Raw genomic sequence first — 20,193 nt, 5'->3', positions numbered from 1 at the left:
GGAAGGGCGGTCAGGAGGCGAGGATCACCGAGCGGGTGAGGTGGCGCGGGCGGTCGGGGTCAAGGCCCCGGCGGGAGGCGACGGCGACCGCGAGGCGCTGGACGCGGACGAGTTCGGCGAGCGGGTCGAGCGTGCCGGCGATCCACGATCCGCCGGTGCCGCGCACCTGTTCGGCGAGGCCGGCGGGCGCCTCGCCGAGCATCCAGGTGGCGGTGCCCTCGGTGGTGACGCTGATCGGCCCGTGCCGGTACTCCATCGCCGGGTAGGCCTCGGTCCAGGACAGCGAGGCCTCGCGCATCTTCAGGCCGGCCTCGTTCGCGAGCCCCACGGTCCAGCCGCGTCCGAGGAACGTGAACTGCGTGCTGTCGACCAGGCCTTCGGGCAGCGGGGCGGTGAGAGCCGTGCGAGCGTCGGCGACGACGGCCGCGGTGTGCAGGCCGAGGTGGGCGCGCAGCAGTGTGAGCGCGGTGGTGGCGAACCGGGTCTGGACGACGGAGCGTTCGTCGGCGAAGTCCAGCACGACGAGGTCGTCGGCGGCCGACATCACCGGGGTGGCGGGATCGGCGGTGATCGCGGTCGTCCTGGCGCCGCCCCGCGACCGCGCGAGCAGTTCCAGCACTTCGGTGGTGGTGCCGGAGCGGGTGAGGGCGACGACCCGGTCGTAGGACCGTCCCGGCGGGAACTCGGAGGCGGCGAAGGCGTCCGTCTCCCCCTGCCCGGCGGCCTCGCGCAGGGCGGCGGCCGCCTGCGCCATGAAGTACGAGGTCCCGCATCCGACGATCGCGACCCGCTCGCCCGGTGCCGGCAGCGCCCCGCGGTGCCGCTCGGCCTCCTCGGCCGCGCGTATCCAGCACTCGGGCTGGCTGTTCAGCTCGTCCTCGACATGGCTCATGCCACACCCTCCCCTTGCTGATTTTTCTTGCAAGATATAGCGGCGTTTCGATCACAATCAAGCATTCGGACGAAGGGAGAGGTGCGCTAGGGTCGCCGGGGGTACGGAGAACGGAGGCCGCGGATGTCCCGGGACGCCCGCTGGAAGGCGCTGCTGGAACTGCTCGTGGAGCGCGGCCGGCTGGAGGTCGAGGAGGCGGCGGCCGAGCTGGAGGTGTCGGCGGCCACGATCCGCCGGGACCTCGACCAGCTCGCCGAGCAGCAGATGCTGGTGCGCACGCGGGGCGGGGCGGTGGTGCACGGGGTGTCGTACGAGCTGCCGTTGCGCTACAAGACGGCCCGCCGCGCCTCGGAGAAGCAGCGGATCGCCAAGGCGGTGGCCGATCTCGTCGCACCGGGCGAGGCGGTGGGACTGACCGGCGGCACCACCACCACCGAGGTGGCCCGCGCACTCGCTGTGCGCGGCGACCTGGGCACCGGCTCACCCGCCCTGACCGTCGTGACCAACGCGCTGAACATCGCCAACGAGCTGGCAGTGCGGCCCCAGTTCAAGATCGTGGTGACCGGCGGGGTCGCGCGTCCGCAGTCGTACGAGCTCATCGGTCCGCTCGCGGACGGGGTGCTGGGGCAGATCACGCTGGACGTGGCGGTGCTCGGCGTGGTCGCGTTCGATGTCACGCACGGCGCGGCGGCGCACGACGAGGCGGAGGCCGCGATCAACCGGCTGCTGTGCGAACGCGCCGAGCGGGTCGTGGTGGCCGCCGACTCCAGCAAGCTGGGGCGGCGGGCCTTCGCCCGGATCTGCGCGGCGGAGCAGGTGGACACGCTCGTCACGGACACGGCGGTGCCCGAGGACACCGTGCACCGCTTCGAGGAGGCGGGAGTACGGGTCCTGGCGGTGTGAGGCCGCGGCCCGAGGGCGCGCGGGGGCACGCGCCGCCGGCCGGGTCGGGCCCGCGGCTCAGTAGCCGCTGCGGTCGGCGCTCACGAATCCGGCGCCGCGCTGGTCGTTGCAACCGGACACCGCCCGCCCCTCCGGGTCCGGCCAGGACTGCCGGGCCTGCAGCGCCACGCTCACCAGGGTCAGCAGCAGATCGACGTCGCTGGCCGCGTCGAGCCGGAGGGTGACCCACGGGGAGCCCGGCACGATGCGGACCGCGCCCGAGGCCTTCAGATCCTTGGCGAAGCGCTGGACGGCCCGGCCGGTCAGCAGCAGATCGACGTCCCGGTCGGAGTGGAAGTGAACGATCTCACCCTCGGCCGAGTCGACCGCCTCTCCCGTGCCGCAGCTCGGGACGGCGCGTCTCAGGTCCGGCCAGGTCGCCAATTGCGCGAGCGCGCGAGGCCAACGTCATGAGGCCATCATGACTTGCTCACCGCCCGGCAACCAGCCGGTGCGCAAGCATTAACCGACCTGTATCCGCTGCGGTTTCCGGGGCTCGGACGGCCGTCCGAGCCTCCGAGTGCTCCTCAAGTCGACGTTTTGCGCGCGTACGTGGCGCACCGTCGGAGCAAGTCACTCCTGCTCAGCGGCACTTGGCCTGAGTTCGGCACCTCGTCGGACCGTGCGGCCGACGGCCGGCCCGGGGCCGGACGGCCCGGTGGGCGGCGAGAGGTGCGCTCCGCCGCCACCGGTGCCCTCCGCCGGCGCCGTCACCGGTCCCGCCGGACACATGCCCGAGGCAACCGTCGACTCTTGCGTCAGCTCGACGGACGCCCTTAGCCTGCGTTTGTGCCGCAAATAAACAAAACCCGAACGCACAGCGTCGTGCCGGGTCACGGGCTCACGCGCCTCCGCGCCGCGATCACGGCCTTCTTCGCCCTGGACGGCTTCGTCTTCGCCGGCTGGGTCGTCCGCATCCCCGACATCAAGGAACAGACGCACGCCTCCGCCAGCACCCTCGGGCTCGCCCTGCTCGGGGTCTCCGCCGGAGCCGTCCTGACCATGACCATGACCGGCCGGTTCTGCCGGCGCTACGGCAGCCACCCGGTGACGGTGGTGTGCATGACCGTCCTCGCGCTGAGCGTCGCGCTGCCGCCCCTCACCCACTCCGCGCCCGCGCTGGGCGCCGTCCTGCTGCTCTTCGGAGCGGCCTACGGCGGGGTCAACGTGGCGTTCAACAGCGCCGCCGTCGACCTGGTTGCCGCCCTTCGCAGACCGATCATGCCCAGCTTCCACGCGGCCTTCAGCCTCGGCGGGATGATCGGCGCGGGCCTCGGCGGGCTGGTGGCCGGCGCCCTCTCCCCCACCCGGCACCTGCTCGGCATCACCGTGCTCGGACTGCTGGTCACCGCCGTCGCCGGGCGCACTCTGCTGCGGCACGAGGCGCCGGTCCCGCCGGAGCGCGGGAACCCGGAGCCCGGCAGCGGTGCGCGGCGGCCGGACGGCAGGACACGCCTCGTGGTCGTCGTCTTCGGACTGATCGCGCTGTGCACCGCCTACGGCGAGGGCGCCATGGCCGACTGGGGCGCCCTGCACCTCCAGCAGGACCTCACGGCGTCCGCGGGGACGGCGGCCGCGGGCTACTCGCTCTTCGCGCTCGCCATGACCGTCGGACGCCTGACCGGGACGGCCCTGCTGGAACGCCTCGGCCGTGGCCGCACGGTGGTCGCGGGCGGCGCCACCGCGGCCGCCGGCATGCTGCTGGGCTCGCTGGCGCCCTCCGTGTGGGCGGCACTGCTCGGCTTCGCCGTCACCGGGCTCGGTCTCGCCAACCTCTTCCCGGTCGCGGTGGAACGGGCGGGTGCGCTGGCCGGGCCGTCCGGTGTGGCCGTCGCCTCCACCCTGGGCTACGGCGGCATGCTCCTCGGGCCGCCCGCGATCGGCTTCATGGCCGACTGGTTCTCCCTGCCCACCGCGCTCACCAGCGTGGCCGCCCTGGCCGCCGTCGCCGCGGCCATCGGGGCGACGACCCGGCGGAAGCTGAGCGGCTGAGCGCGGCGGCGCCGGACGCGCGGACGTGGGCCCGGTGCGCCCCGCCCCGCGCCCGCTCGGGCCTGGAAAACCCGTCCCTTCGAGGCCACTCCATCGGGCAGAGTGGCCGCCATGGAGACTGCCGAGTTCCTTCACACGCTGGACCGGGAAGGCCGGCTGCTGGCCGCGGCCGCCGAGCTGGCGGGCACCGACGCCAAGGTGCCGACGTGCCCGGGGTGGCAGGTGCGGGACCTGCTGCGGCACACCGGCGCCGTGCACCGGTGGGCCGCCGGGATCGTCGCCGACGGGCACACCGCGCCGCGCCCCCTCCCCGAAGGCCCCGACCTGGACGGCGCCGAGCTGGTGACCTGGTACCGGGACAGCCATCGCCGGCTGGTCGAGACACTGGCCGGCGCCCCGGCCGACCTGGACTGCTGGACCTTCCACCCCGCGCCCTGCCCGTCGCCGCTGGCCTTCTGGACCCGCCGGCAGGCCCACGAGACGACCGTCCACCGCCACGACGCGGAGGCGGCGCGGGGCGGCCCGGCGACCCCGGTGGCCACCGGATTCGCCGCGGACGGTGTCGACGAGCTGCTGCGCGGCTTCCACGCCCGGGCGAGGAGCCGGGTCCGCACCGACCGGCCGCGGGTGCTGCGGATACGCGCGCTGGACGCGGGCGCGGACGCCGTGTGGACCGTACGGCTGTCTCGAGCAGCCGCCGGCGACCTCGCGGGACGCGGACGCGGAGGCGGACGCCGAACTGGCCGGAACGGCCGAGCGGTTGTACCTGGCGCTGTGGAACCGGGCGCCGCTCCCCGACATGACGGGCGACCGCGCGCTCGCGGCGCTGTGGCGGGAGAACTCCGGGATCTGACGCCCGGTCAGCCGGACCCGGCCAGCATGCGGCCGAGCACCGCGCGCTGCACGGGCAGCACCTCACCGTGCAGCGCGCGCCCCTTCGCCGTGAGGGCCACACGGACCCCGCGCCGGTCCTCCTCGCACATGGCCCGGCACACCAGGCCGTCCTTCTCCAGACGGCCTATCAGGCGCGACAGCGCGCTCTGGCTGAGATGGACCCGCTCGGAGATCTCCTGCACGCGGTAGGCGCACCCGCCGTCCGCCGCCGCGCCCTCGGCGAGCACGTCGAGCACCTCGAAGTCACTGGCGCACAGGCCGTGTCCGTGCAGGGCGCGGTCCAGCTCGCACTGGGTGCGGGCGTGCAGCGACAGGATGTCCCGCCACTGCTCCACGAGCGTGTTCTCGGCGTTGTTCCCCGTCATGGGCGCACCGTAGCAGAGGAATCGAATTGTTGCACCGTAATTAAATGCGTTTGCATTCGATGCGCGTGCATGTAGTCTCCTCGCATGACCTCTCCGCTCACCACCCCCGCCGCCGAGGGACGCTGGACTCCCCGGCTGTGGGGCACCCTGCTGGTGCTGTGCGCCGCGATGTTCCTGGACGCGCTGGACGTGTCCATGGTCGGCGTCGCACTGCCGTCCATCGGCGCCGACCTCCATCTGTCCACGTCGACGCTGCAATGGATCGTCAGCGGCTACATCCTCGGGTACGGCGGGCTGCTCCTGCTCGGCGGCCGCACCGCCGACCTGCTGGGCCGGCGCCGGGTGTTCCTGGTGGCTCTCGGCGTCTTCGCGCTGGCCTCACTGCTCGGCGGACTCGTGGACTCCGGTCCGCTGCTGATCGCCAGCCGCTTCATCAAGGGGCTGAGCGCGGCCTTCACGGCACCGGCGGGCCTGTCGATCATCACCACGACGTTCCCCGAGGGGCCGCTGCGCAACCGCGCGCTCTCCATCTACACCACCTGCGCCGCCACCGGGTTCTCCATGGGCCTGGTCCTCTCCGGCCTGCTCACCGAGGCCAGTTGGCGCCTGACCATGCTGCTGCCCGCGCCGGTCGCGGTGATCGCCCTCCTCGCCGGCCTCCGGCTGCTGCCCCGCAGCGCCCGCGAGGAGAACCACGGCGGCTACGACATCCCGGGCGCCGTCCTCGGCACCGCGTCGATGCTGCTGCTGGTCTTCACCGTGGTCCAGGCGCCGGAGGCCGGCTGGGCCTCGGCCCGCACGCTGCTGTCCTTCCTGGCCGTCGTCGTCCTGCTGACCGCTTTCGTCCTCGTCGAGCGGCGCTCGCCGAGCCCGCTGATCCGGCTCGGCGTGCTGCGCTCGGGCAGCCAGGTCCGGGCCCAGCTCGGCGCGGTGGCCTTCTTCGGCTCCTACGTCGGCTTCCAGTTCCTGACCACCCTCTACATGCAGTCGCTGCTCGGCTGGTCGGCGCTGCACACGGCGCTCGCCTTCCTGCCGGCGGGTGCTCTGGTGGCCGTCTCGTCGACGAAGGTCGGCGCGATCGTCGACCGGTTCGGCACCCCGCGGCTGATCGCGACCGGCTTCGCCCTGATGGTCGCCGGGTACGCGCTGTTCCTGCGCGTCGACCTGAATCCGGTGTACGCGGCCGTGATCCTGCCGTCGATGCTGCTGATCGGCGCGGCCTGCGCGCTGGTCTTCCCCTCGCTCAACATCCAGGCCACCAACGGGGTCGAGGACCACGAGCAGGGCATGGTCTCCGGGCTGCTGAACACCTCGGTGCAGGTGGGCGGCGCGATCTTCCTGGCGGTCGTGACGGCCGTGGTGACCGCGGCCGCGCCCGCCGCCCCCACCCCGCAGGGCGTCCTGGACAGCTACCGGCCGGGATTCATGGTGGTCACGGGCATCGCCGTGGCCGGACTGCTGATGACGCTCACCGGGATGCGCCGCCACCGCAGCCTGCCGTCGCTCGTCGTCGCCCGGTCCGCGGTCGAGGAACCGCGAGCGGAACGCGTACCGGTCCGCGACTGACGAATGGCGGCCGGCGGGAACGGCGCGAGGTGTGCGTCCGGCGGGAGTTGTGGCCCGCCGGACGCACACCGGCGCGTACCGGAGACCGGGTCCCGGCCCGGCCGGCCCCGGGGCGAGCGGAGTTGGGCGCGCCTCACCTCGCCGGTCGGCCCGGTGACAAGCGGAACCGGGCGCGCCTCACTCTCGCCGGCCGCCCGTGAGCGCCGCCGCGGCCGGATCCCGGCCCCCATGCGGCCGCGGTGAGGCCGGCACCTGCCCTCCGTCCGGCTGCGCGAGAGGCCGGCGCTTGCCTGGGCGTTGACGGGGAAGGTGCCGCGCGCGAGCACGCAGTGCCCGATTCGGGGGCGATCCGCGACCGCTCGGCGTCCACGCCCCGCCGGACGACCTAGGCGCGGCCCGCGCACGTACCCCACCGCCCGCGTCGCAGACCGGGCACGCCCCGGGCGGCAGACGCCAACCAGCCGGAAGCCCTCGGCCGCTTCCGCCACCGCGCACCAACACCGGGGGGCGGCCGGGCCGAACTCCCGCTGGGCGAGCCCCTGGCGTCAGGACCGGAGGGTCGGGCCACAGCTTCCGGCGAGCCGCATCACCGCGCGCTGACACCGGGGACGGCTGGGCCGAACTCCCGCTCGGCGAGCCCTTGGCGTCGGGACCAGAGCGTCAGGCCACAGCCTCCGGCGAGCCGCATCACCGCGCGCCGACGCCGGGGACGGCTGGGCCGAACTCCCGCTCGGCGAGCCCCAGATGTCATGACAGGAGCGTCAGGCCACAGCCTCCGGCGCCCCGCGTCACCGCGCGCCGACGCCAGGGGCGGCTGGGCCGAACTCCCGATGGGCGAGCCCCGGATGTCAGGACCGGAGCGTCAGGCCGCAGCTTTCGGCGAGCCGCGTCACCGCGTGGCGGAAGAAGGCTTCGCGGTCCTCGACCACCCGGTTGAACTGTCCGAACACCTCGAAGCCGACCAGCCCGAAGAGTTCGGCCCAGGCCGCCACCAGGGCCGCCGCCGCCTCAGCGGGGAGGCCGGGCGCGAGGTCGGCCGCCAGCCGCTCGGCCTCGGGGCGCAGCTCGGCGGTGAGGGGCAGCTCGGCGAGGCCGCCGGCGCCGTGCACGTCGCGGACGATGCCGATGAGGAGCAGTCCGACGCGTGCGGCGGCCGGGACGGTGGTCTGCGGTGCGGAGTACCCCGGCACCGGAGAGCCGTAGATCAGCGCGTACTCGTGCGGATGGGCGAGGGCCCAGACGCGTACCGCCTCGCACACCGCCGTCCAGCGCCGCACGGGGTCGCCGCTGGGCGCCGCCGGGTGGGCGGCCTCGGCCGCCTCGCCGAGGGAGTCGTAGGCGTCGATGATCAGCGCGGTCAGCAGGTCGTCCCGACTGGGGAAGTACCGGTACAGCGCGGAGGAGACCATCCCCAGTTCGCGGGCGACGGCCCGCAGCGAGAGCTTGGCCGCGCCCTCCTGCGCGAGCTGTCTGCGCGCCGCGTCCTTGATGGCCGCGGTCACTTCGGTCCTGGCCCGCGCGCGGGCGCCCTGTGCGGTGCTCATGGCAGCAGTGTCCCACGAAGGCGGATCAGTGCACACAATCGAGAGCAGTGAACATAAAAGAGAGCACTGCTCTTGCTTCGGAGCACCCGTCTGCTCCACACTGGAGTCAGCCGAGAGCACTGCTCTCCAGAATCGTGGGGGTCGCCATGTCGTCGTCTTCTTCTTCGCCGTACTACCTCAAGGGCAGTCCGCTGAACGTCCGGCTCAACGGGGTCATCGGCTGGCTCGCCCGGCACGGACTCAGCCTCGCCGGAAGCGCCGAGATGTCCGTGCGGGGCCGCAAGAGCGGGCAGATGCAGCGCATCCCGGTCAACCCGCACAGCCACGAGGGCGCGCGCTATCTCGTCTCGGCGCGCGGCCACTCCCAGTGGGTGCGCAACATGCGGGTCGCCGGCGGCGGCGAGCTGCGGGTGGGCCGCAAGGTGCGCGCGTTCACCGCGGTGGAGCTCCCCGACGCCGAGAAGCTCCCGATCCTGCGGACCTACCTGGAGAAGTGGGGCTGGGAGGTCAACCAGTACTTCCAGGGCGTGACGGCCAAGTCCTCCGACGAGGAGATCCTGGCGGCGGCCGGCGACCACCCCGTCTTCCGGATCACGGTCACGGAGTGACGGTGTCCTCCGCGACGGCCGGCGCGTCCGTGCCCCGGCTCCGGTCGAACGCGGTCAGGGCGCGCTGGGCGAGCGGATGGGAACGGACCAGCTCACCAAGGGACGTCGACCCCTGCGTGATCTCCTTGAACGCCTTCCACGCGGGACGGAAGCCGGTGAGGACCGCGTGGAAGACCCCGGGACGGCGCTCGAACGCGACCAGCATCCGCTTGCCGACGCTCATCTCGACGCCGAGCCCCGCCTTGATCGCGAACGCGTAGTTCAGGGCCTGGCGACGGGTGTCCACCGCGTCGTGCGCCTCGGCGATCCGGACCGCCCACTCGCCGGCCAGCCGGCCCGAGCGCAGCGCGAAGGAGATGCCCTCCCGGGTCCACGGCTCCAGCAGCCCCGCCGCGTCGCCGCAGACCAGCACCCGGCCGCGGGAGAGCGGCGAGTCGTCGGCGCGGCAGCGCGTCAAATGCCCCGAGGAGATGCTCGGCTCGAAGCCGGCGAGACCGAGCCGGGCGATGAAGTCCTCCAGGTACCGCTTGGTGGCCGCACCCTCGCCGCGCGCCGAGATCACACCGACCGTGAGCGTGTCGCCCTTCGGGAAGACCCAGCCGTAACTGCCCGGCATGGGGCCCCAGTCGATGAGCACCCGCCCCTTCCAGTCCTCGGCGACGGTCTCCGGCACCGGGATCTCCGCCTCCAGGCCGAGGTCGACCTGGTCCAGCTTCACGCCGACGTGCGCCCCTATGCGGCTGGCGCTGCCGTCGGCGCCGACGACCGCACGGGCCAGCACGGTCTCCCCGCCCTGCAGCACCACCGCGACGGTGCGCCGGTCGGGCACCGTCGAGCCGTGCTGCTCGACACGCTGGACGGCGACGCCGGTGCGCAGCTCGGCGCCCGCCTTCTGCGCGTGCTCGACCAGTTGAGCGTCGAACTCGGGCCGGTTGATCAGCCCGAACAGCATCTGCCGGGACCGGCGGGTGCGGGCGAAGCGGCCGTTGTGGGAGAAGGTCACCGCGTGCACGCGGTCCCGGAAGGGAAGCTCGAAGCCCGGTGGCAGCGAGTCACGGGACGGGCCGATGATGCCGCCGCCGCACGTCTTGTAGCGCGGCAGCTCGGCTTTCTCCAGCAACAGCACGCGCCGCCCCGCGACCGCCGCCGCGTAGGCCGCCGAGGCGCCCGCGGGTCCCGCGCCCACCACGACGACGTCCCATACCCGCTGCACGTCGTCCGCCGAAGAGTTCTCGCCGCTCACGATGGTCTACTGCTCCGATCAAGCCGCTGCCGCACTGTCCCCCGCATCCTACGGCGACGATCACGACGGACCGCTGTGGGAGGATCGGTGTACTCACCCGGTACAACGTCGCACCCACGAGGAGCGTGCCCATGTCGTCGAATCCGGTCGCCGAGACCGTCGCCTCGCTGCTGCCCGGGGCCAGGGCGGAGCTGGCCGAACTGGTCGCCTTCAAGTCGGTGGCCGACTTCGCGCAGTTCCCGAGGAGCGAGAGCGAGGGCGCCGCGAACTGGATCGCGGACGCGCTGCGCGCCGAGGGTTTCGTGGACGTGGCCCTGCTGGACACCCCGGACGGCACCCAGTCGGTGTACGGCTTCCTGCCGGGCCCGGAGGGTGCAAAAACGGTTCTTCTGTACGCGCACTACGACGTCCAGCCGCCGCTCGACGAGGCCGGCTGGACCACTCCGCCGTTCGAGCTGACCGAGCGGGACGGCCGCTGGTACGGCCGCGGCAGCGCCGACTGCAAGGGCGGCGTGATCATGCACCTGCTCGCGCTGCGCGCGCTCAAGGCCAACGGCGGCGTCCCGGTGAACGTCAAGGTGATCGTCGAGGGCTCCGAGGAGCAGGGCACGGGCGGTCTGGAGCGCTACGCCGAGCAGCACCCCGAGCTGCTGCGCGCGGACACGATCGTCATCGGCGACGCCGGCAACTTCCGGGTCGGTCTGCCCACGGTCACCACCACCCTGCGCGGCATGACCATGATCCGGGTCCAGGTCGACACCCTCGCCGGCAACCTGCACTCGGGCCAGTTCGGCGGCGCCGCCCCGGACGCGCTCGGCGCGCTGATCCGGATCCTGGACTCGCTGCGCGCCGAGGACGGCTCGACCACGGTCGACGGGCTCGACGCCACCGCGCGCTGGGACGGTCTCGAGTACACCGAGGAGCAGTTCCGCAAGGACGCCAGGGTGCTGGACGGCGTGGACCTGATCGGCGGCGGCTCGGTCGCGGACCGCATCTGGGCCCGCCCCGCGGTCACCGTGCTCGGCATCGACTGCCCGCCGGTCGTGGGCGCCACCCCGTCGGTGCAGGCCGGCGCGCGGGCGCTGATCAGCCTGCGGGTGCCGCCGGGCGTGGACGCGGCGGAGGCCACCAAGCTGCTGCAGGCGCACATCGAGGCGCGCACCCCGTGGGGCGCCCGGGTCACCACCGAGCAGATCGGCCAGGGCCAGCCCTTCCGCGCCGACACCTCCAGCCCGGCCTACCAGGCGATGGCCGACGCGATGGCGGTCGCCTACCCGGGTGAGGCGATGAGCTACGCAGGCCAGGGCGGCTCGATCCCGCTGTGCAACACCCTCGCCGGCCTCTACCCGCAGGCGGAGATCCTGCTGATCGGCCTGAGCGAGCCCGAGGCGCAGATCCACGCGGTCAACGAGAGCGTGTCCCCGCAGGAGCTGGAGCGGCTGTCGGTCGCCGAGGCGCTGTTCCTGACCAACTACGCGGCGGGCTGAACCCTTCTGCCCGCGGCAGAGCGCCCTCGCCACCCGGCGGGGGCGCCGCCTACCTTCGGCGCATGGACGTCGTAGAGCTGCTCCCCCGCCTGCACCTGCTGCGCTTCCCGGTCGGCCAGGCCTATCTCTGGCGCGATGGCGACGAGCTGTCGCTGATCGACACCGGGGTGCTGGGCGCCGGCCGCGCGATCGCCGGGGCGGTCACGGCGCTGGGCCGCGCCCCCGGGGACGTACGGCGGATCGTGCTGACCCATTTCCACGAGGACCACGCCGGCGGCGCGGCCGAGTTCGCCGCGCTGAGCGGCGCCGAGGTGTTCGCGCACGAGCTGGACGCGCCGTTCGTGCTCGGTGAACGCCCGGGCCCGGCACCGCGGTTCGAGGACTGGGAGGTGCCGATCCACGCGGAGGCGTCACGGCACCTTCCGAGGGGCGAGCCGGAGCGTCCCCGGCAGGTCACTCCGCTGTCCGACGGCGCGGTGCTCGGCTTCGGCGGCGGCGCGCGGGTGCTGCACGTCCCCGGGCACACGGACGGCAGCATCGCGCTGTTCGTGCCCGACGAGGGCGTGCTGTTCACCGGCGACACGGTGGCCGCCTCGCCGGTCGACGGGTCGGTCATGCCGGGCGTGTTCAACCTCGACCGCCCACGACTGCTGCGGTCCCTGGACCGACTGGCCGCGCTCGATGCCCGACTGGCCTGCTTCGGGCACGGCGAACCGGTGCTGGGCGGTGCGTCGGCCGCCCTGAGGAGAGCGGCCGACGGCGGTCCGGCCGCCGGCTGACGGCGAGAGCGGTCAGCGGCGGCGAGGGCGGTCAAGGGGCGGCGAGGGCGGCGACGGACGGAAGTGCGTCAGGCCGCCCGGCCCACGACCGGCACCCCGGCCTCCAGATACACGGCGGATCCCCGCTCCCGGGCGCGGAGTGCCCAGCGCAGCCGCTCGTAGCGCACCGGCGGCAGCATGCCGGCGGCCTCCTGCTCGGTCGCGAACCGCCAGCCGCGCAGCTCCGGCCCCGGCAGCAGCACCCGGGCCGCCTCGGCGGAGTCCAGCCTGCCGCCGTCGAAGAGCAGGCGCAGTCCGCCGTAGCCGGGCGGGGCGGGCCGCTCCCAGTCCACGACCAGCAGCCGGGGCACCTCGCGCAGCCGTATGCCGGTCTCCTCGGCCACCTCCCGCATCCCGGCCCGGGCGGGCGCCTCACCGCGCTCGACGACTCCGCCGGGGAACTCCCAGCCGGGCTTGTAGGTGGGGTCCACGAGCAGCACCCGGTCCTGCTCGTCGAAGAGCAGCACCCCGGCGGCGAGGGTCTCCGCGGTCGGCTCGGGCGTCTGCACTATGTCGACGTGGGGCACGGCGCCGCTGCCCACGGCGTCGGCGATGCGGACGGCGGTCTGGTACGGGGTGAGGTGGCTGGTGTCCACGAGGTGGGCGTCGGCGGTGAGCCAGGAGGCGAGGGCGGCCCGGTAGGGCTCCAGGTGGTCGTAGGCCCACTGCCGTTGCCCTGGGGCGCCGGCGGGAACGTCCGGCGGGAACTCGCGAGCGGCCGAGCGCTCCCGCAGGATCGTTTCCGCCGGGGCGAGCAGCAGATGCCGCACGGGGATCCGGCGGGCGGCGAGGCCGCCGAAGATCTCGTCGCGGTACTCCTGGCGCAGCAGGGTCATGGGAACGACGAGCGTGCCGCCCAGCTCAGCCAGCATCGCGGCCGCCGTATCGATCACGAGCCGGCGCCAGATGGGCAGGTCCTGGAAGTCGCCGACCTCGGCGAGGCGTTTGGGCGGCAGCAGGTGCGGAAGCGCCGCGCTGATGACCTCGGGGTCGAAGAGCGTGCTGTTCGGGATCAGTTCGATCAGTTCCCGTGCGGTCGTGGTCTTCCCCGCACCGAACGCGCCGTTGATCCAGACGACGGTCACGGACTCCCCCTCTTCTGTTGGCCCCCTGTGGCTTGCCCGCTCCACCCTGCCACGGAAACCACGCCCAGTTGAGGGCGCGCTCACGCCAGTGCCGGTGCCTCCCGCGAGGGTGACACCGGCACTTTCGCCCGGGGTGCGGGGACTACTTCCTGCCCCGCGCGTCCTCCGCCACGGCCAGGGTGGCCTGGTTGACCAGGTGGTCCACGTCGCCGAGGGTGTTGGTCAGCTTGAGCCCACGGACGGGCTGCTGGTCCGCGGCGTGGGACGGGGTGACGGCGGCCACCACGAATCCGGTGGCGAGGGAGGCGATGGCGAGCATGCTGCGCTTCTTCATGCCCTGATCAACTGCCGAACCCTGCGCGGGGTCACGCGGATGACGCGGATTCGCCCCCGCCCGGGCTACGGCGGCCCGGTCCCGAGGCCGTGGCCGACGGCTGCCGGGCTCAGACCCCCGCCGCCGTCGCGTCCGGACGGCGGGACAGCGCGGCCGCCGCGGCGCCGACCAGGCCCGCGTCCGTGCCCATCTGCGCCGGGGTGACCGTCAGGCGCCGCACGAAGGAGAGGGTCGCGTAGTCGGTGAGCGCCTTGCGCAGAGGCGTGAAAAGGATGTCGCCGGCCTTGCCGACGCCCCCGCCGATCACGGCGATGTCGATCTCCACCAGCGTCGCGGTGGCCGCGATCCCGGCGGCCAGGGCCTGCGCGGCCCGTTCGAAGGACGCCACGGCCACCGGGTCGCCGGCCCGCGCGGCGGCGGCGACGGCAGCGGCGGAGGCGTCCCCGTCGGGACCGGGCCGCCAGCCCCGCTCCAGGGCCCGCCGGGCGATGTTGGGGCCGCTGGCGATGCGCTCGACGCAGCCGCGGGCGCCGCACGGGCACGGGTCGCCGTCGAGGTCGACGCTGATGTGCCCGATGTGCCCGGCGTTGCCGGTCGGACCGGGATGCAGCCGGCCGCCCAGCACCAGACCGCCGCCGACGCCCGTGGAGACCACCATGCACAGCGCGTTGTCGTGGCCGCGGGCGGCCCCCTGCCAGTGCTCCGCCGCGGTGATGGCCACCCCGTCGCCGATCAGCTCCACCGGCAGCCCGCCGGTGGCCTCACGCACCCGCTCGACCAGCGGGAAATCACGCCAGCCCGGCACGTTCACCGGGCTCACGGTGCCCGCCGAGGCGTCCACCGGGCCCGCGCTGCCGATGCCGACGGAGCCAGCCCGTTCCCACAGCGGGGAGCCGGCGAGATCGACGAGCACTCCCCCGACGGCCCGCATGACCGTTTCTCCGTCCTGCTGGGCCGGTGTCGCGCGCTGGGCACGGGCCAGGATCCGTCCGTGCCCGTCCACCAGCGCGCCGGCGATCTTGGTGCCGCCGATGTCGAGGGCCGCCACCAGGTCGGTGTACATCACAGTCAGATCTCCCCGTTGATGCTCGAAAACCAAACAGACGCGGCCGGTCAGACGGTGGGGGCGCAGGCCGGAGACAGCGGTGAACAGTCTGTCCGCATCTGACAACGTTGTCCAGGCTCTATGCTCGACGCCACATCCTCATACAAACCATCGAACGCAGCAGCCGCCCCACCGGAATCCACGGACACAGGACAGGACACCGCATCGTGCCCGAGACCACCCGCCGCGCAGACCGCCTCCCCGGGAACCGTTACGGCAACCGCCCGACGATGAAGGACGTGGCGGCCCGGGCCGGGGTGGGCCTGAAGACGGTGTCCCGGGTGGTCAACGGCGAGCCCGGCGTCACCCCGGACACCGAGCGCCGGGTGCAGGAGGCGATCGAGGCGCTCGGCTTCCGCCGCAACGACAGCGCGCGGGTGCTGCGCAAGGGCCGTACCGCCAGCATCGGCCTGATCCTGGAGGATCTCGCGGACCCCTTCTACGGCCCGCTCAGCCGCGCGGTGGAGGAGGTGGCCCGCGCCCACGGCGCGCTGCTGATCAACGGTTCCAGCGCGGAGGACCCGGACCGCGAGCAGGAGCTGGCGCTGGCGCTGTGCGCGCGGCGGGTGGACGGACTGGTGATCATCCCGGCCGGCGACGACCACCGCTATCTGGAGCCGGAGCTGCGGGCGGGCGTGGCCACGGTGTTCGTGGACCGGCCCGCCGGGAAGATCGACGCCGACGTCGTCCTCTCCGACAACCACGGGGGCGCCCGGGACGGCGTGGCCCACCTGATCGCGCACGGCCACCGCCGGATCGGCTTCATCGGCGACATGCCCCGCATCCACACCGCGGCGGAGCGGCTGCGCGGCTACCGGGCCGCCATGGAGGACGCCGGGATACCCGTCGAGGACGCCTGGATGTCCCTCGGCGCGACGAACCCCGAGCGGGTGCGCCGGGCGGCCGAGGAGATGCTGTCCGGCCCCTCCCCCGTCACCGCGATCTTCACCGGCAACAACCGGGTGACGGTCACCGTCATCCGGGTCCTCGCCGAGCGGCCCCGTCCGGCCGCGCTCGTCGGCTTCGACGACATCGAGCTGGCGGACCTGCTCCAGCCGGGCGTCACCGTCGTCGCCCAGGACGCGGCCGCGCTCGGCCGGACCGCCGCCGAGCGCCTCTTCCGCCAGCTGGACGGCAGCCTCGTCGCGCCGGAGCGCATCGAACTGCCGACCCGGCTGATCACCCGCGGCTCGGGCGAGCTGCCGCCCGCCGGCTGAGCCGCTCTCCCGCGGCCCGGCCGGCCGGACGTTCCGGCTACGCGGATACCGTCAGGTCGCCGCGGCGGGGCGCCGCGAAACCCTCCAGGTCGGCCCGGGTCAGTCCGCTCAGCCGGGCCACCTCGGCGATGTCGAGGGCCCCGCAGTCCAGGCCGCGCAGCAGGTAGCCGCTGAGGGCCTTGGCGGTGGCGGGCTCGTCCATGACGTCGCCGCCGGCCCGGCTGGCGTAGCGGGCGAGGCGGCCCGCGGCCTGCTCGAAGCCCTCGCGGTAGAAGGCGAAGACGGCGGCGTAGCGGGTCGGGATGTGGCCGGGGTGCATGTCCCAGCCCTGGTAGTAGGCGCGGGCCAGGGCGCGGCGGGTGAGGCCGTAGTGCAGGCGCCAGGCGTTGTGGACCTGCTCGGCCGGGCCGACCGGGAGGACGTTGGTGGAGCCGTCCGAGACGCGTACGCCGGTGCCCGCGGCCGCGACCTGCATGACCGCCTTGGCGTGGTCGGCGGCGGGGTGGTCGCTCGCCTGGTGGGCGGCGGAGACGCCGAGGCAGGCGCTGTAGTCGAAGGTGCCGTAGTGCAGTCCGGTGGCCCGGCCGCCGGCGGCCTGGATCATCCGGGCGACGGTGGCGGTGCCGTCGGCGGCGAGGATGGACTGGCTGGTCTCGATCTGGATCTCGAAGCCGAGCCGCCCGGCCGCCAGTCCGTGTGCCTCCTCGAAGGCCCCCAGCAGCCGCGCGAACGCCGCGACCTGTTCGGCGTACGTCACCTTCGGCAGGGTCAGCACGAGTCCGGCGGGGAGTCCGCCGGCCTCCATCAGTCCGGTGAGGAAGACGTCGAGGGTGCGGATGCCCCGGTCGCGCACCGCGGCCTCCATGCACTTCATGCGGATCCCCATGTACGGGGCCGCGGTGCCGTCGCGGTACGCCTCGGCGATCAGCCGGGCGGCGCGCGCGGCGGTCTCGTCCTCCTCGGCGTCCGGACGGGGGCCGTAGCCGTCCTCGAAGTCGACGCGCAGGTCCTCCACCGGCTCGCGCTCCAGCTTGGCGCGGACGCGGGAGTACACCGGCTCGGCGAGTTCGTCGGACAGGCCGAGCACCGCGGCGAAGGAGGCGGCGTCGGGGGCGTGTTCGTCGAGCGCCGCGAGGGCCCGGTCGCCCCACGAGCGGATGGTGCCGGCGTCGAAGGCGTCACCGGGGACGTACACCGTGTGGACGGGCTGCCGGGTGCCGGGGTCGCCCGGGTAGCGGCGCGCCAGCTCCGCGTCGACCGGCGCGAGGGAGGCGCTGATCTCCTCGCTGACGACGCCCGCGAGGCTCGTGGCCACCTTCTCCTGCTGACCCATCCCACACCCTCCAATTTTCCGCTCTACGGAATCAACAATCCGTTGAACGAAGTTATCCGGGGTGCTTCCGCGCGGTCAACACCCCGGCGGCACCGGCGGCACCGGTGCGGTTGTGTCCAGGATGCGCCGAGGCCCCCGTGACCGCGCCGGTCACAGGGGCCTCGTGGTGCGAGGGGGAACTCAGCCCTTGCGGGCCTTGACCTCGTCGGTGAGCTGCGGGACGACGTCGAAGAGGTCGCCGACCACGCCGTAGTCGACCAGGTCGAAGATCGGGGCCTCGGCGTCCTTGTTGACGGCCACGATCGTCTTCGAGGTCTGCATGCCCGCGCGGTGCTGGATCGCGCCGGAGATGCCGTTGGCGATGTAGAGCTGCGGCGAGACCGACTTGCCGGTCTGGCCGACCTGGTTGGTGTGCGGGTACCAGCCCGCGTCCACCGCGGCGCGCGAGGCGCCGACGGCCGCGCCGAGGGAGTCGGCAAGCGCCTCGATGATCGAGAAGTTCTCGGCGCCGTTGACGCCGCGGCCGCCGGAGACCACGATCGCGGCCTCGGTCAGCTCCGGGCGGCCCGTCGACTCACGCGGCGTACGGCCGGTGACCTTGGTGCCGGTGGCCTTCTCGGAGAAGGACACGCTCAGGGCCTCGACCGCACCGGCGGCCGGGGCGGCCTCCACGGCGGCCGAGTTCGGCTTGACCGTGATGACCGGGGTGCCCTTGCTGACGCGGGACTTGGTGGTGAAGGACGCGGCGAACACCGACTGGGTGGCCACCGGGCCCTCGTCGCCGGCCTCGAGGTCGACGGCGTCGGTGATGATGCCGGAGCCGATACGCAGCGCCAGACGGGCGGCGATCTCCTTGCCCTCGGCGGAGGACGGGACCAGCACGGCGGCCGGGGAGACGGCCTCGACGGCGGCCTGCAGGGCGTCCACCTTCGGGACGACCAGGTAGTCGGCGTACTCGGACGCCTCGTGGGTGAGGACCTTCACCGCACCGTGCTCGGCGAGCGCGGCGGCGGTGTCGGCGGCGCCGTTGCCCAGCGCGACGGCGACCGGCTCGCCGATGCGGCGGGCCAGGGTCAGCAGCTCGAGGGTCGGCTTGCGGACGGCACCGTCCACGTGGTCGACGTAGACGAGGACTTCAGCCATGGGATTGCTCTCCTGCGTAACGAAGTTGAGGGGCGGTCAGCGGGGGCGAGCCCTTAGATGAACTTCTGGCTCGCGAGGTACTCGGCGAGCTGCTTGCCGCCCTCGCCCTCGTCCTTGACGATGGTGCCGGCCGTGCGGGCCGGACGCTCGTTCGCGGCGTCGACCTTGGTCCAGGCGCCCTCCAGGCCGACTTCCTCGGCCTCGATGTCCAGGTCGGACAGGTCCCAGGACTCCACCGGCTTCTTCTTGGCCGCCATGATGCCCTTGAAGGAGGGGTAGCGCGCTTCGCCCGACTGGTCGGTGACGGACACGACGGCCGGCAGGGAGGCCTCGAGCTGCTCGCTGGCGGCGTCGCCGTCACGGCGGCCCTTGACCGTGCCGTCCTCGACCGAGACCTCGGAGAGCAGCGTGACCTGCGGGACGCCGAGACGCTCGGCGACCAGCGCCGGGACGACGCCCATGGTGCCGTCGGTGGAGGCCATGCCGGAGATCACCAGGTCGTAGCCGGCCTTCTCGATGGCCTTGGCCAGCACCAGGGACGTACCGATGGCGTCGGTGCCGTGCAGGTCGTCGTCCTCGACGTGGATCGCCTTGTCGGCGCCCATCGACAGGGCCTTGCGGAGCGCGTCCTTGGCGTCCTCGGGACCGATGGTCAGCACGGTGACCTCGGCGTCGTCCGCGTCCTCCGCGATCTGCAGCGCCTGCTCGACCGCGTACTCGTCCAGTTCGGAGAGCAGACCGTCCACGTCGTCGCGGTCGACGGTCAGGTCATCGGCGAAGTGCCGGTCGCCAGTGGCGTCGGGCACGTACTTCACAGTGACAACGATCCTCAAGCTCACGCCGGCTCTCCTACTGCATCGTCTATTTCCGGGCTGCCTCTTGGAGGCAGCATAGGCGCCTCAAGCGGCCGATCCCGGTCGGGGCGTCCGCGCGCTCCGACCGAAATATTACTCGTCAGTACACCCAGTTCATGCCCGCTAAGCAAGCGCTTTGAACTGTGACCTTCGCAACGCAGCGTAACCGGGATCGGACGTCGGCGCAGGGTGGCGGCGGCGTGATCAGTCCCGCAGTCCGCTGAAGCGGCCCTGGTGGAAGAGGAGGGGGCGGCCGGCGCCCGCCGAGTCGCCGAGGACCACCTCGGCGAGCACGATGCGGTGGTCGCCGGCCGGGACGCGGCCGACCACGCGGCAGACCAGCCAGGCGAGCACGTCGTCGAGCACGGGCACGCCTTCCGGACCCTCGCGCCAGACCGTGGGCGCCCCGAACCGGTCGGCCCCGCTGCGGGCGAAGGTGGCCGCCAGGTCGCTCTGGTGCTCACCGAGTATGTGGACGCCCACGTACTCGGACGTCGCCACGGCGGGCCAGCTCGAGCCGCCGGTGCCGATGCCGAAGGAGACGAGCGGCGGCTCGGCCGAGACGGAGGTGAGGGAGGTGGCGGTGAAGCCGACCGGTCCCGCGGCGCCACGCGCGGTGATCACCGCCACGCCCGCGGCGTGCCGGCGGAAGGTGGAGCGCAGCAGATCGGGAGAGGCGAGCTGGTGGGCGCCGAGTTCGTCAGTGGCCGTCACGTGGTTGTCCTTCTGCGAGGGGGGTCGAGCGGGGCCGGGGGCGGTCAACGGCCCGGA

19 protein-coding genes and 1 pseudogene are annotated in these 20,193 nt (G+C 73.4%); 8 read left to right on the top strand and 12 right to left on the bottom strand.

Translation table 11 applies throughout. The features are described 5' to 3' along the window. Nucleotides 1–10: 10 nt before the first annotated feature. On the bottom strand, nucleotides 11–892 hold the full coding sequence (locus tag ACZ7JA_RS18945; protein ID WP_470809282.1) for an SIS domain-containing protein: 882 nt from the start codon (nucleotides 890–892) through the stop codon (nucleotides 11–13). A gap of 123 nt (nucleotides 893–1,015) precedes the next feature. Here ACZ7JA_RS18945 and ACZ7JA_RS18940 point away from each other — a divergent pair, with 123 nt between their 5' ends. Beyond that, entirely contained in the window at nucleotides 1,016–1,795 is a 780-nt protein-coding gene (locus tag ACZ7JA_RS18940) for a DeoR/GlpR family DNA-binding transcription regulator (RefSeq protein ID WP_351660519.1), read from the top strand. A 57-nt stretch (nucleotides 1,796–1,852) separates the two neighbouring features. Here the strand turns inward: ACZ7JA_RS18940 and ACZ7JA_RS18935 are convergent, their stop codons facing one another. Beyond that, nucleotides 1,853–2,218 carry a luciferase domain-containing protein gene (locus tag ACZ7JA_RS18935; protein WP_470809279.1) on the bottom strand — a complete coding sequence of 122 codons (366 nt, stop codon included), beginning with the start codon at nucleotides 2,216–2,218 and terminating at the stop codon, nucleotides 1,853–1,855. Nucleotides 2,219–2,659: 441 nt separating this feature from the next. Here ACZ7JA_RS18935 and ACZ7JA_RS18930 point away from each other — a divergent pair, with 441 nt between their 5' ends. Further along, nucleotides 2,660–3,826: an MFS transporter gene (locus tag ACZ7JA_RS18930; protein ID WP_351660513.1), complete on the top strand. Its 1,167-nt coding sequence runs from the start codon at nucleotides 2,660–2,662 to the stop codon at nucleotides 3,824–3,826. 111 nt (nucleotides 3,827–3,937) lie between these two features. Continuing rightward, a pseudogene (locus ACZ7JA_RS18925) lies at nucleotides 3,938–4,679 on the top strand (maleylpyruvate isomerase family mycothiol-dependent enzyme). Between the two features lie 7 nt (nucleotides 4,680–4,686). Here the strand turns inward: ACZ7JA_RS18925 and ACZ7JA_RS18920 are convergent. Continuing rightward, nucleotides 4,687–5,085 carry a MarR family winged helix-turn-helix transcriptional regulator gene (locus tag ACZ7JA_RS18920; RefSeq protein ID WP_403683992.1) on the bottom strand — a complete coding sequence of 133 codons (399 nt, stop codon included), beginning with the start codon at nucleotides 5,083–5,085 and terminating at the stop codon, nucleotides 4,687–4,689. A gap of 84 nt (nucleotides 5,086–5,169) precedes the next feature. Here ACZ7JA_RS18920 and ACZ7JA_RS18915 point away from each other — a divergent pair, with 84 nt between their 5' ends. Then, nucleotides 5,170–6,651 (top strand): MFS transporter, encoded by a 1,482-nt coding sequence (locus ACZ7JA_RS18915; RefSeq protein ID WP_351660505.1) that lies wholly within the window; start codon nucleotides 5,170–5,172, stop codon nucleotides 6,649–6,651. A gap of 848 nt (nucleotides 6,652–7,499) precedes the next feature. On the opposite strand, the gene ACZ7JA_RS18910 is transcribed toward ACZ7JA_RS18915, so the two are convergent. Beyond that, entirely contained in the window at nucleotides 7,500–8,195 is a 696-nt protein-coding gene (locus ACZ7JA_RS18910) for a TetR/AcrR family transcriptional regulator (protein WP_470809276.1), read from the bottom strand. A gap of 146 nt (nucleotides 8,196–8,341) precedes the next feature. Here ACZ7JA_RS18910 and ACZ7JA_RS18905 point away from each other — a divergent pair, with 146 nt between their 5' ends. Beyond that, a complete protein-coding gene (locus tag ACZ7JA_RS18905; protein ID WP_389449344.1) occupies nucleotides 8,342–8,803 on the top strand; it encodes a nitroreductase family deazaflavin-dependent oxidoreductase in 462 nt (153 codons plus the stop codon). Here the strand turns inward: ACZ7JA_RS18905 and ACZ7JA_RS18900 are convergent. Beyond that, a complete protein-coding gene (locus ACZ7JA_RS18900; protein ID WP_470809274.1) occupies nucleotides 8,793–10,046 on the bottom strand; it encodes a geranylgeranyl reductase family protein in 1,254 nt (417 codons plus the stop codon). The two genes, ACZ7JA_RS18905 and ACZ7JA_RS18900, sit on opposite strands and share 11 nt — an antisense overlap. A gap of 131 nt (nucleotides 10,047–10,177) precedes the next feature. Between ACZ7JA_RS18900 and ACZ7JA_RS18895 the strand changes: the two genes are divergently transcribed. Together ACZ7JA_RS18895 and ACZ7JA_RS18890 are read left to right on the top strand one after the other, a co-directional pair. Then, on the top strand, nucleotides 10,178–11,533 hold the full coding sequence (locus ACZ7JA_RS18895) for a dipeptidase (RefSeq protein WP_351660493.1): 1,356 nt from the start codon (nucleotides 10,178–10,180) through the stop codon (nucleotides 11,531–11,533). Nucleotides 11,534–11,595: 62 nt separating this feature from the next. Next, complete coding sequence (locus ACZ7JA_RS18890; protein WP_470809271.1) at nucleotides 11,596–12,312, top strand: MBL fold metallo-hydrolase; 717 nt, start codon at nucleotides 11,596–11,598, stop codon at nucleotides 12,310–12,312. A 68-nt stretch (nucleotides 12,313–12,380) separates the two neighbouring features. On the opposite strand, the gene ACZ7JA_RS18885 is transcribed toward ACZ7JA_RS18890, so the two are convergent. The 3 genes from ACZ7JA_RS18885 to ACZ7JA_RS18875 all read right to left on the bottom strand — a co-directional run bounded on the left by ACZ7JA_RS18885 (nucleotide 12,381) and on the right by ACZ7JA_RS18875 (nucleotide 14,833). Further along, nucleotides 12,381–13,436: an NUDIX hydrolase gene (locus tag ACZ7JA_RS18885; RefSeq protein WP_470809269.1), complete on the bottom strand. Its 1,056-nt coding sequence runs from the start codon at nucleotides 13,434–13,436 to the stop codon at nucleotides 12,381–12,383. A gap of 142 nt (nucleotides 13,437–13,578) precedes the next feature. Further along, nucleotides 13,579–13,770 carry a hypothetical protein gene (locus tag ACZ7JA_RS18880; RefSeq protein WP_351660485.1) on the bottom strand — a complete coding sequence of 64 codons (192 nt, stop codon included), beginning with the start codon at nucleotides 13,768–13,770 and terminating at the stop codon, nucleotides 13,579–13,581. 109 nt (nucleotides 13,771–13,879) lie between these two features. Further along, on the bottom strand, nucleotides 13,880–14,833 hold the full coding sequence (locus ACZ7JA_RS18875) for an ROK family protein (RefSeq protein ID WP_470809267.1): 954 nt from the start codon (nucleotides 14,831–14,833) through the stop codon (nucleotides 13,880–13,882). Nucleotides 14,834–15,042: 209 nt separating this feature from the next. On the opposite strand from ACZ7JA_RS18875, the gene ACZ7JA_RS18870 reads away from it, so the two are divergent. Next, nucleotides 15,043–16,092 (top strand): LacI family DNA-binding transcriptional regulator, encoded by a 1,050-nt coding sequence (locus ACZ7JA_RS18870; RefSeq protein ID WP_351660482.1) that lies wholly within the window; start codon nucleotides 15,043–15,045, stop codon nucleotides 16,090–16,092. Nucleotides 16,093–16,129: 37 nt separating this feature from the next. On the opposite strand, the gene ACZ7JA_RS18865 is transcribed toward ACZ7JA_RS18870, so the two are convergent. From ACZ7JA_RS18865 to ACZ7JA_RS18850, 4 genes are all read right to left on the bottom strand, one after another. After that, nucleotides 16,130–17,425 (bottom strand): DUF6986 family protein, encoded by a 1,296-nt coding sequence (locus tag ACZ7JA_RS18865; protein ID WP_351660479.1) that lies wholly within the window; start codon nucleotides 17,423–17,425, stop codon nucleotides 16,130–16,132. A 180-nt stretch (nucleotides 17,426–17,605) separates the two neighbouring features. Then, nucleotides 17,606–18,568 (bottom strand): electron transfer flavoprotein subunit alpha/FixB family protein, encoded by a 963-nt coding sequence (locus tag ACZ7JA_RS18860; protein ID WP_389449357.1) that lies wholly within the window; start codon nucleotides 18,566–18,568, stop codon nucleotides 17,606–17,608. A 53-nt stretch (nucleotides 18,569–18,621) separates the two neighbouring features. After that, nucleotides 18,622–19,407 (bottom strand): electron transfer flavoprotein subunit beta/FixA family protein, encoded by a 786-nt coding sequence (locus tag ACZ7JA_RS18855; protein ID WP_351660474.1) that lies wholly within the window; start codon nucleotides 19,405–19,407, stop codon nucleotides 18,622–18,624. A 219-nt stretch (nucleotides 19,408–19,626) separates the two neighbouring features. Then, nucleotides 19,627–20,136 (bottom strand): flavin reductase family protein, encoded by a 510-nt coding sequence (locus tag ACZ7JA_RS18850; protein ID WP_470809264.1) that lies wholly within the window; start codon nucleotides 20,134–20,136, stop codon nucleotides 19,627–19,629. Nucleotides 20,137–20,193: the final 57 nt, after the last annotated feature.

Source organism: Streptomyces sp. NPDC038135, from assembly GCF_055601245.1.
The sequence above is the reverse complement of the archived record's forward strand: the minus strand, read 5'-3'. Positions and strand labels throughout refer to the sequence as shown.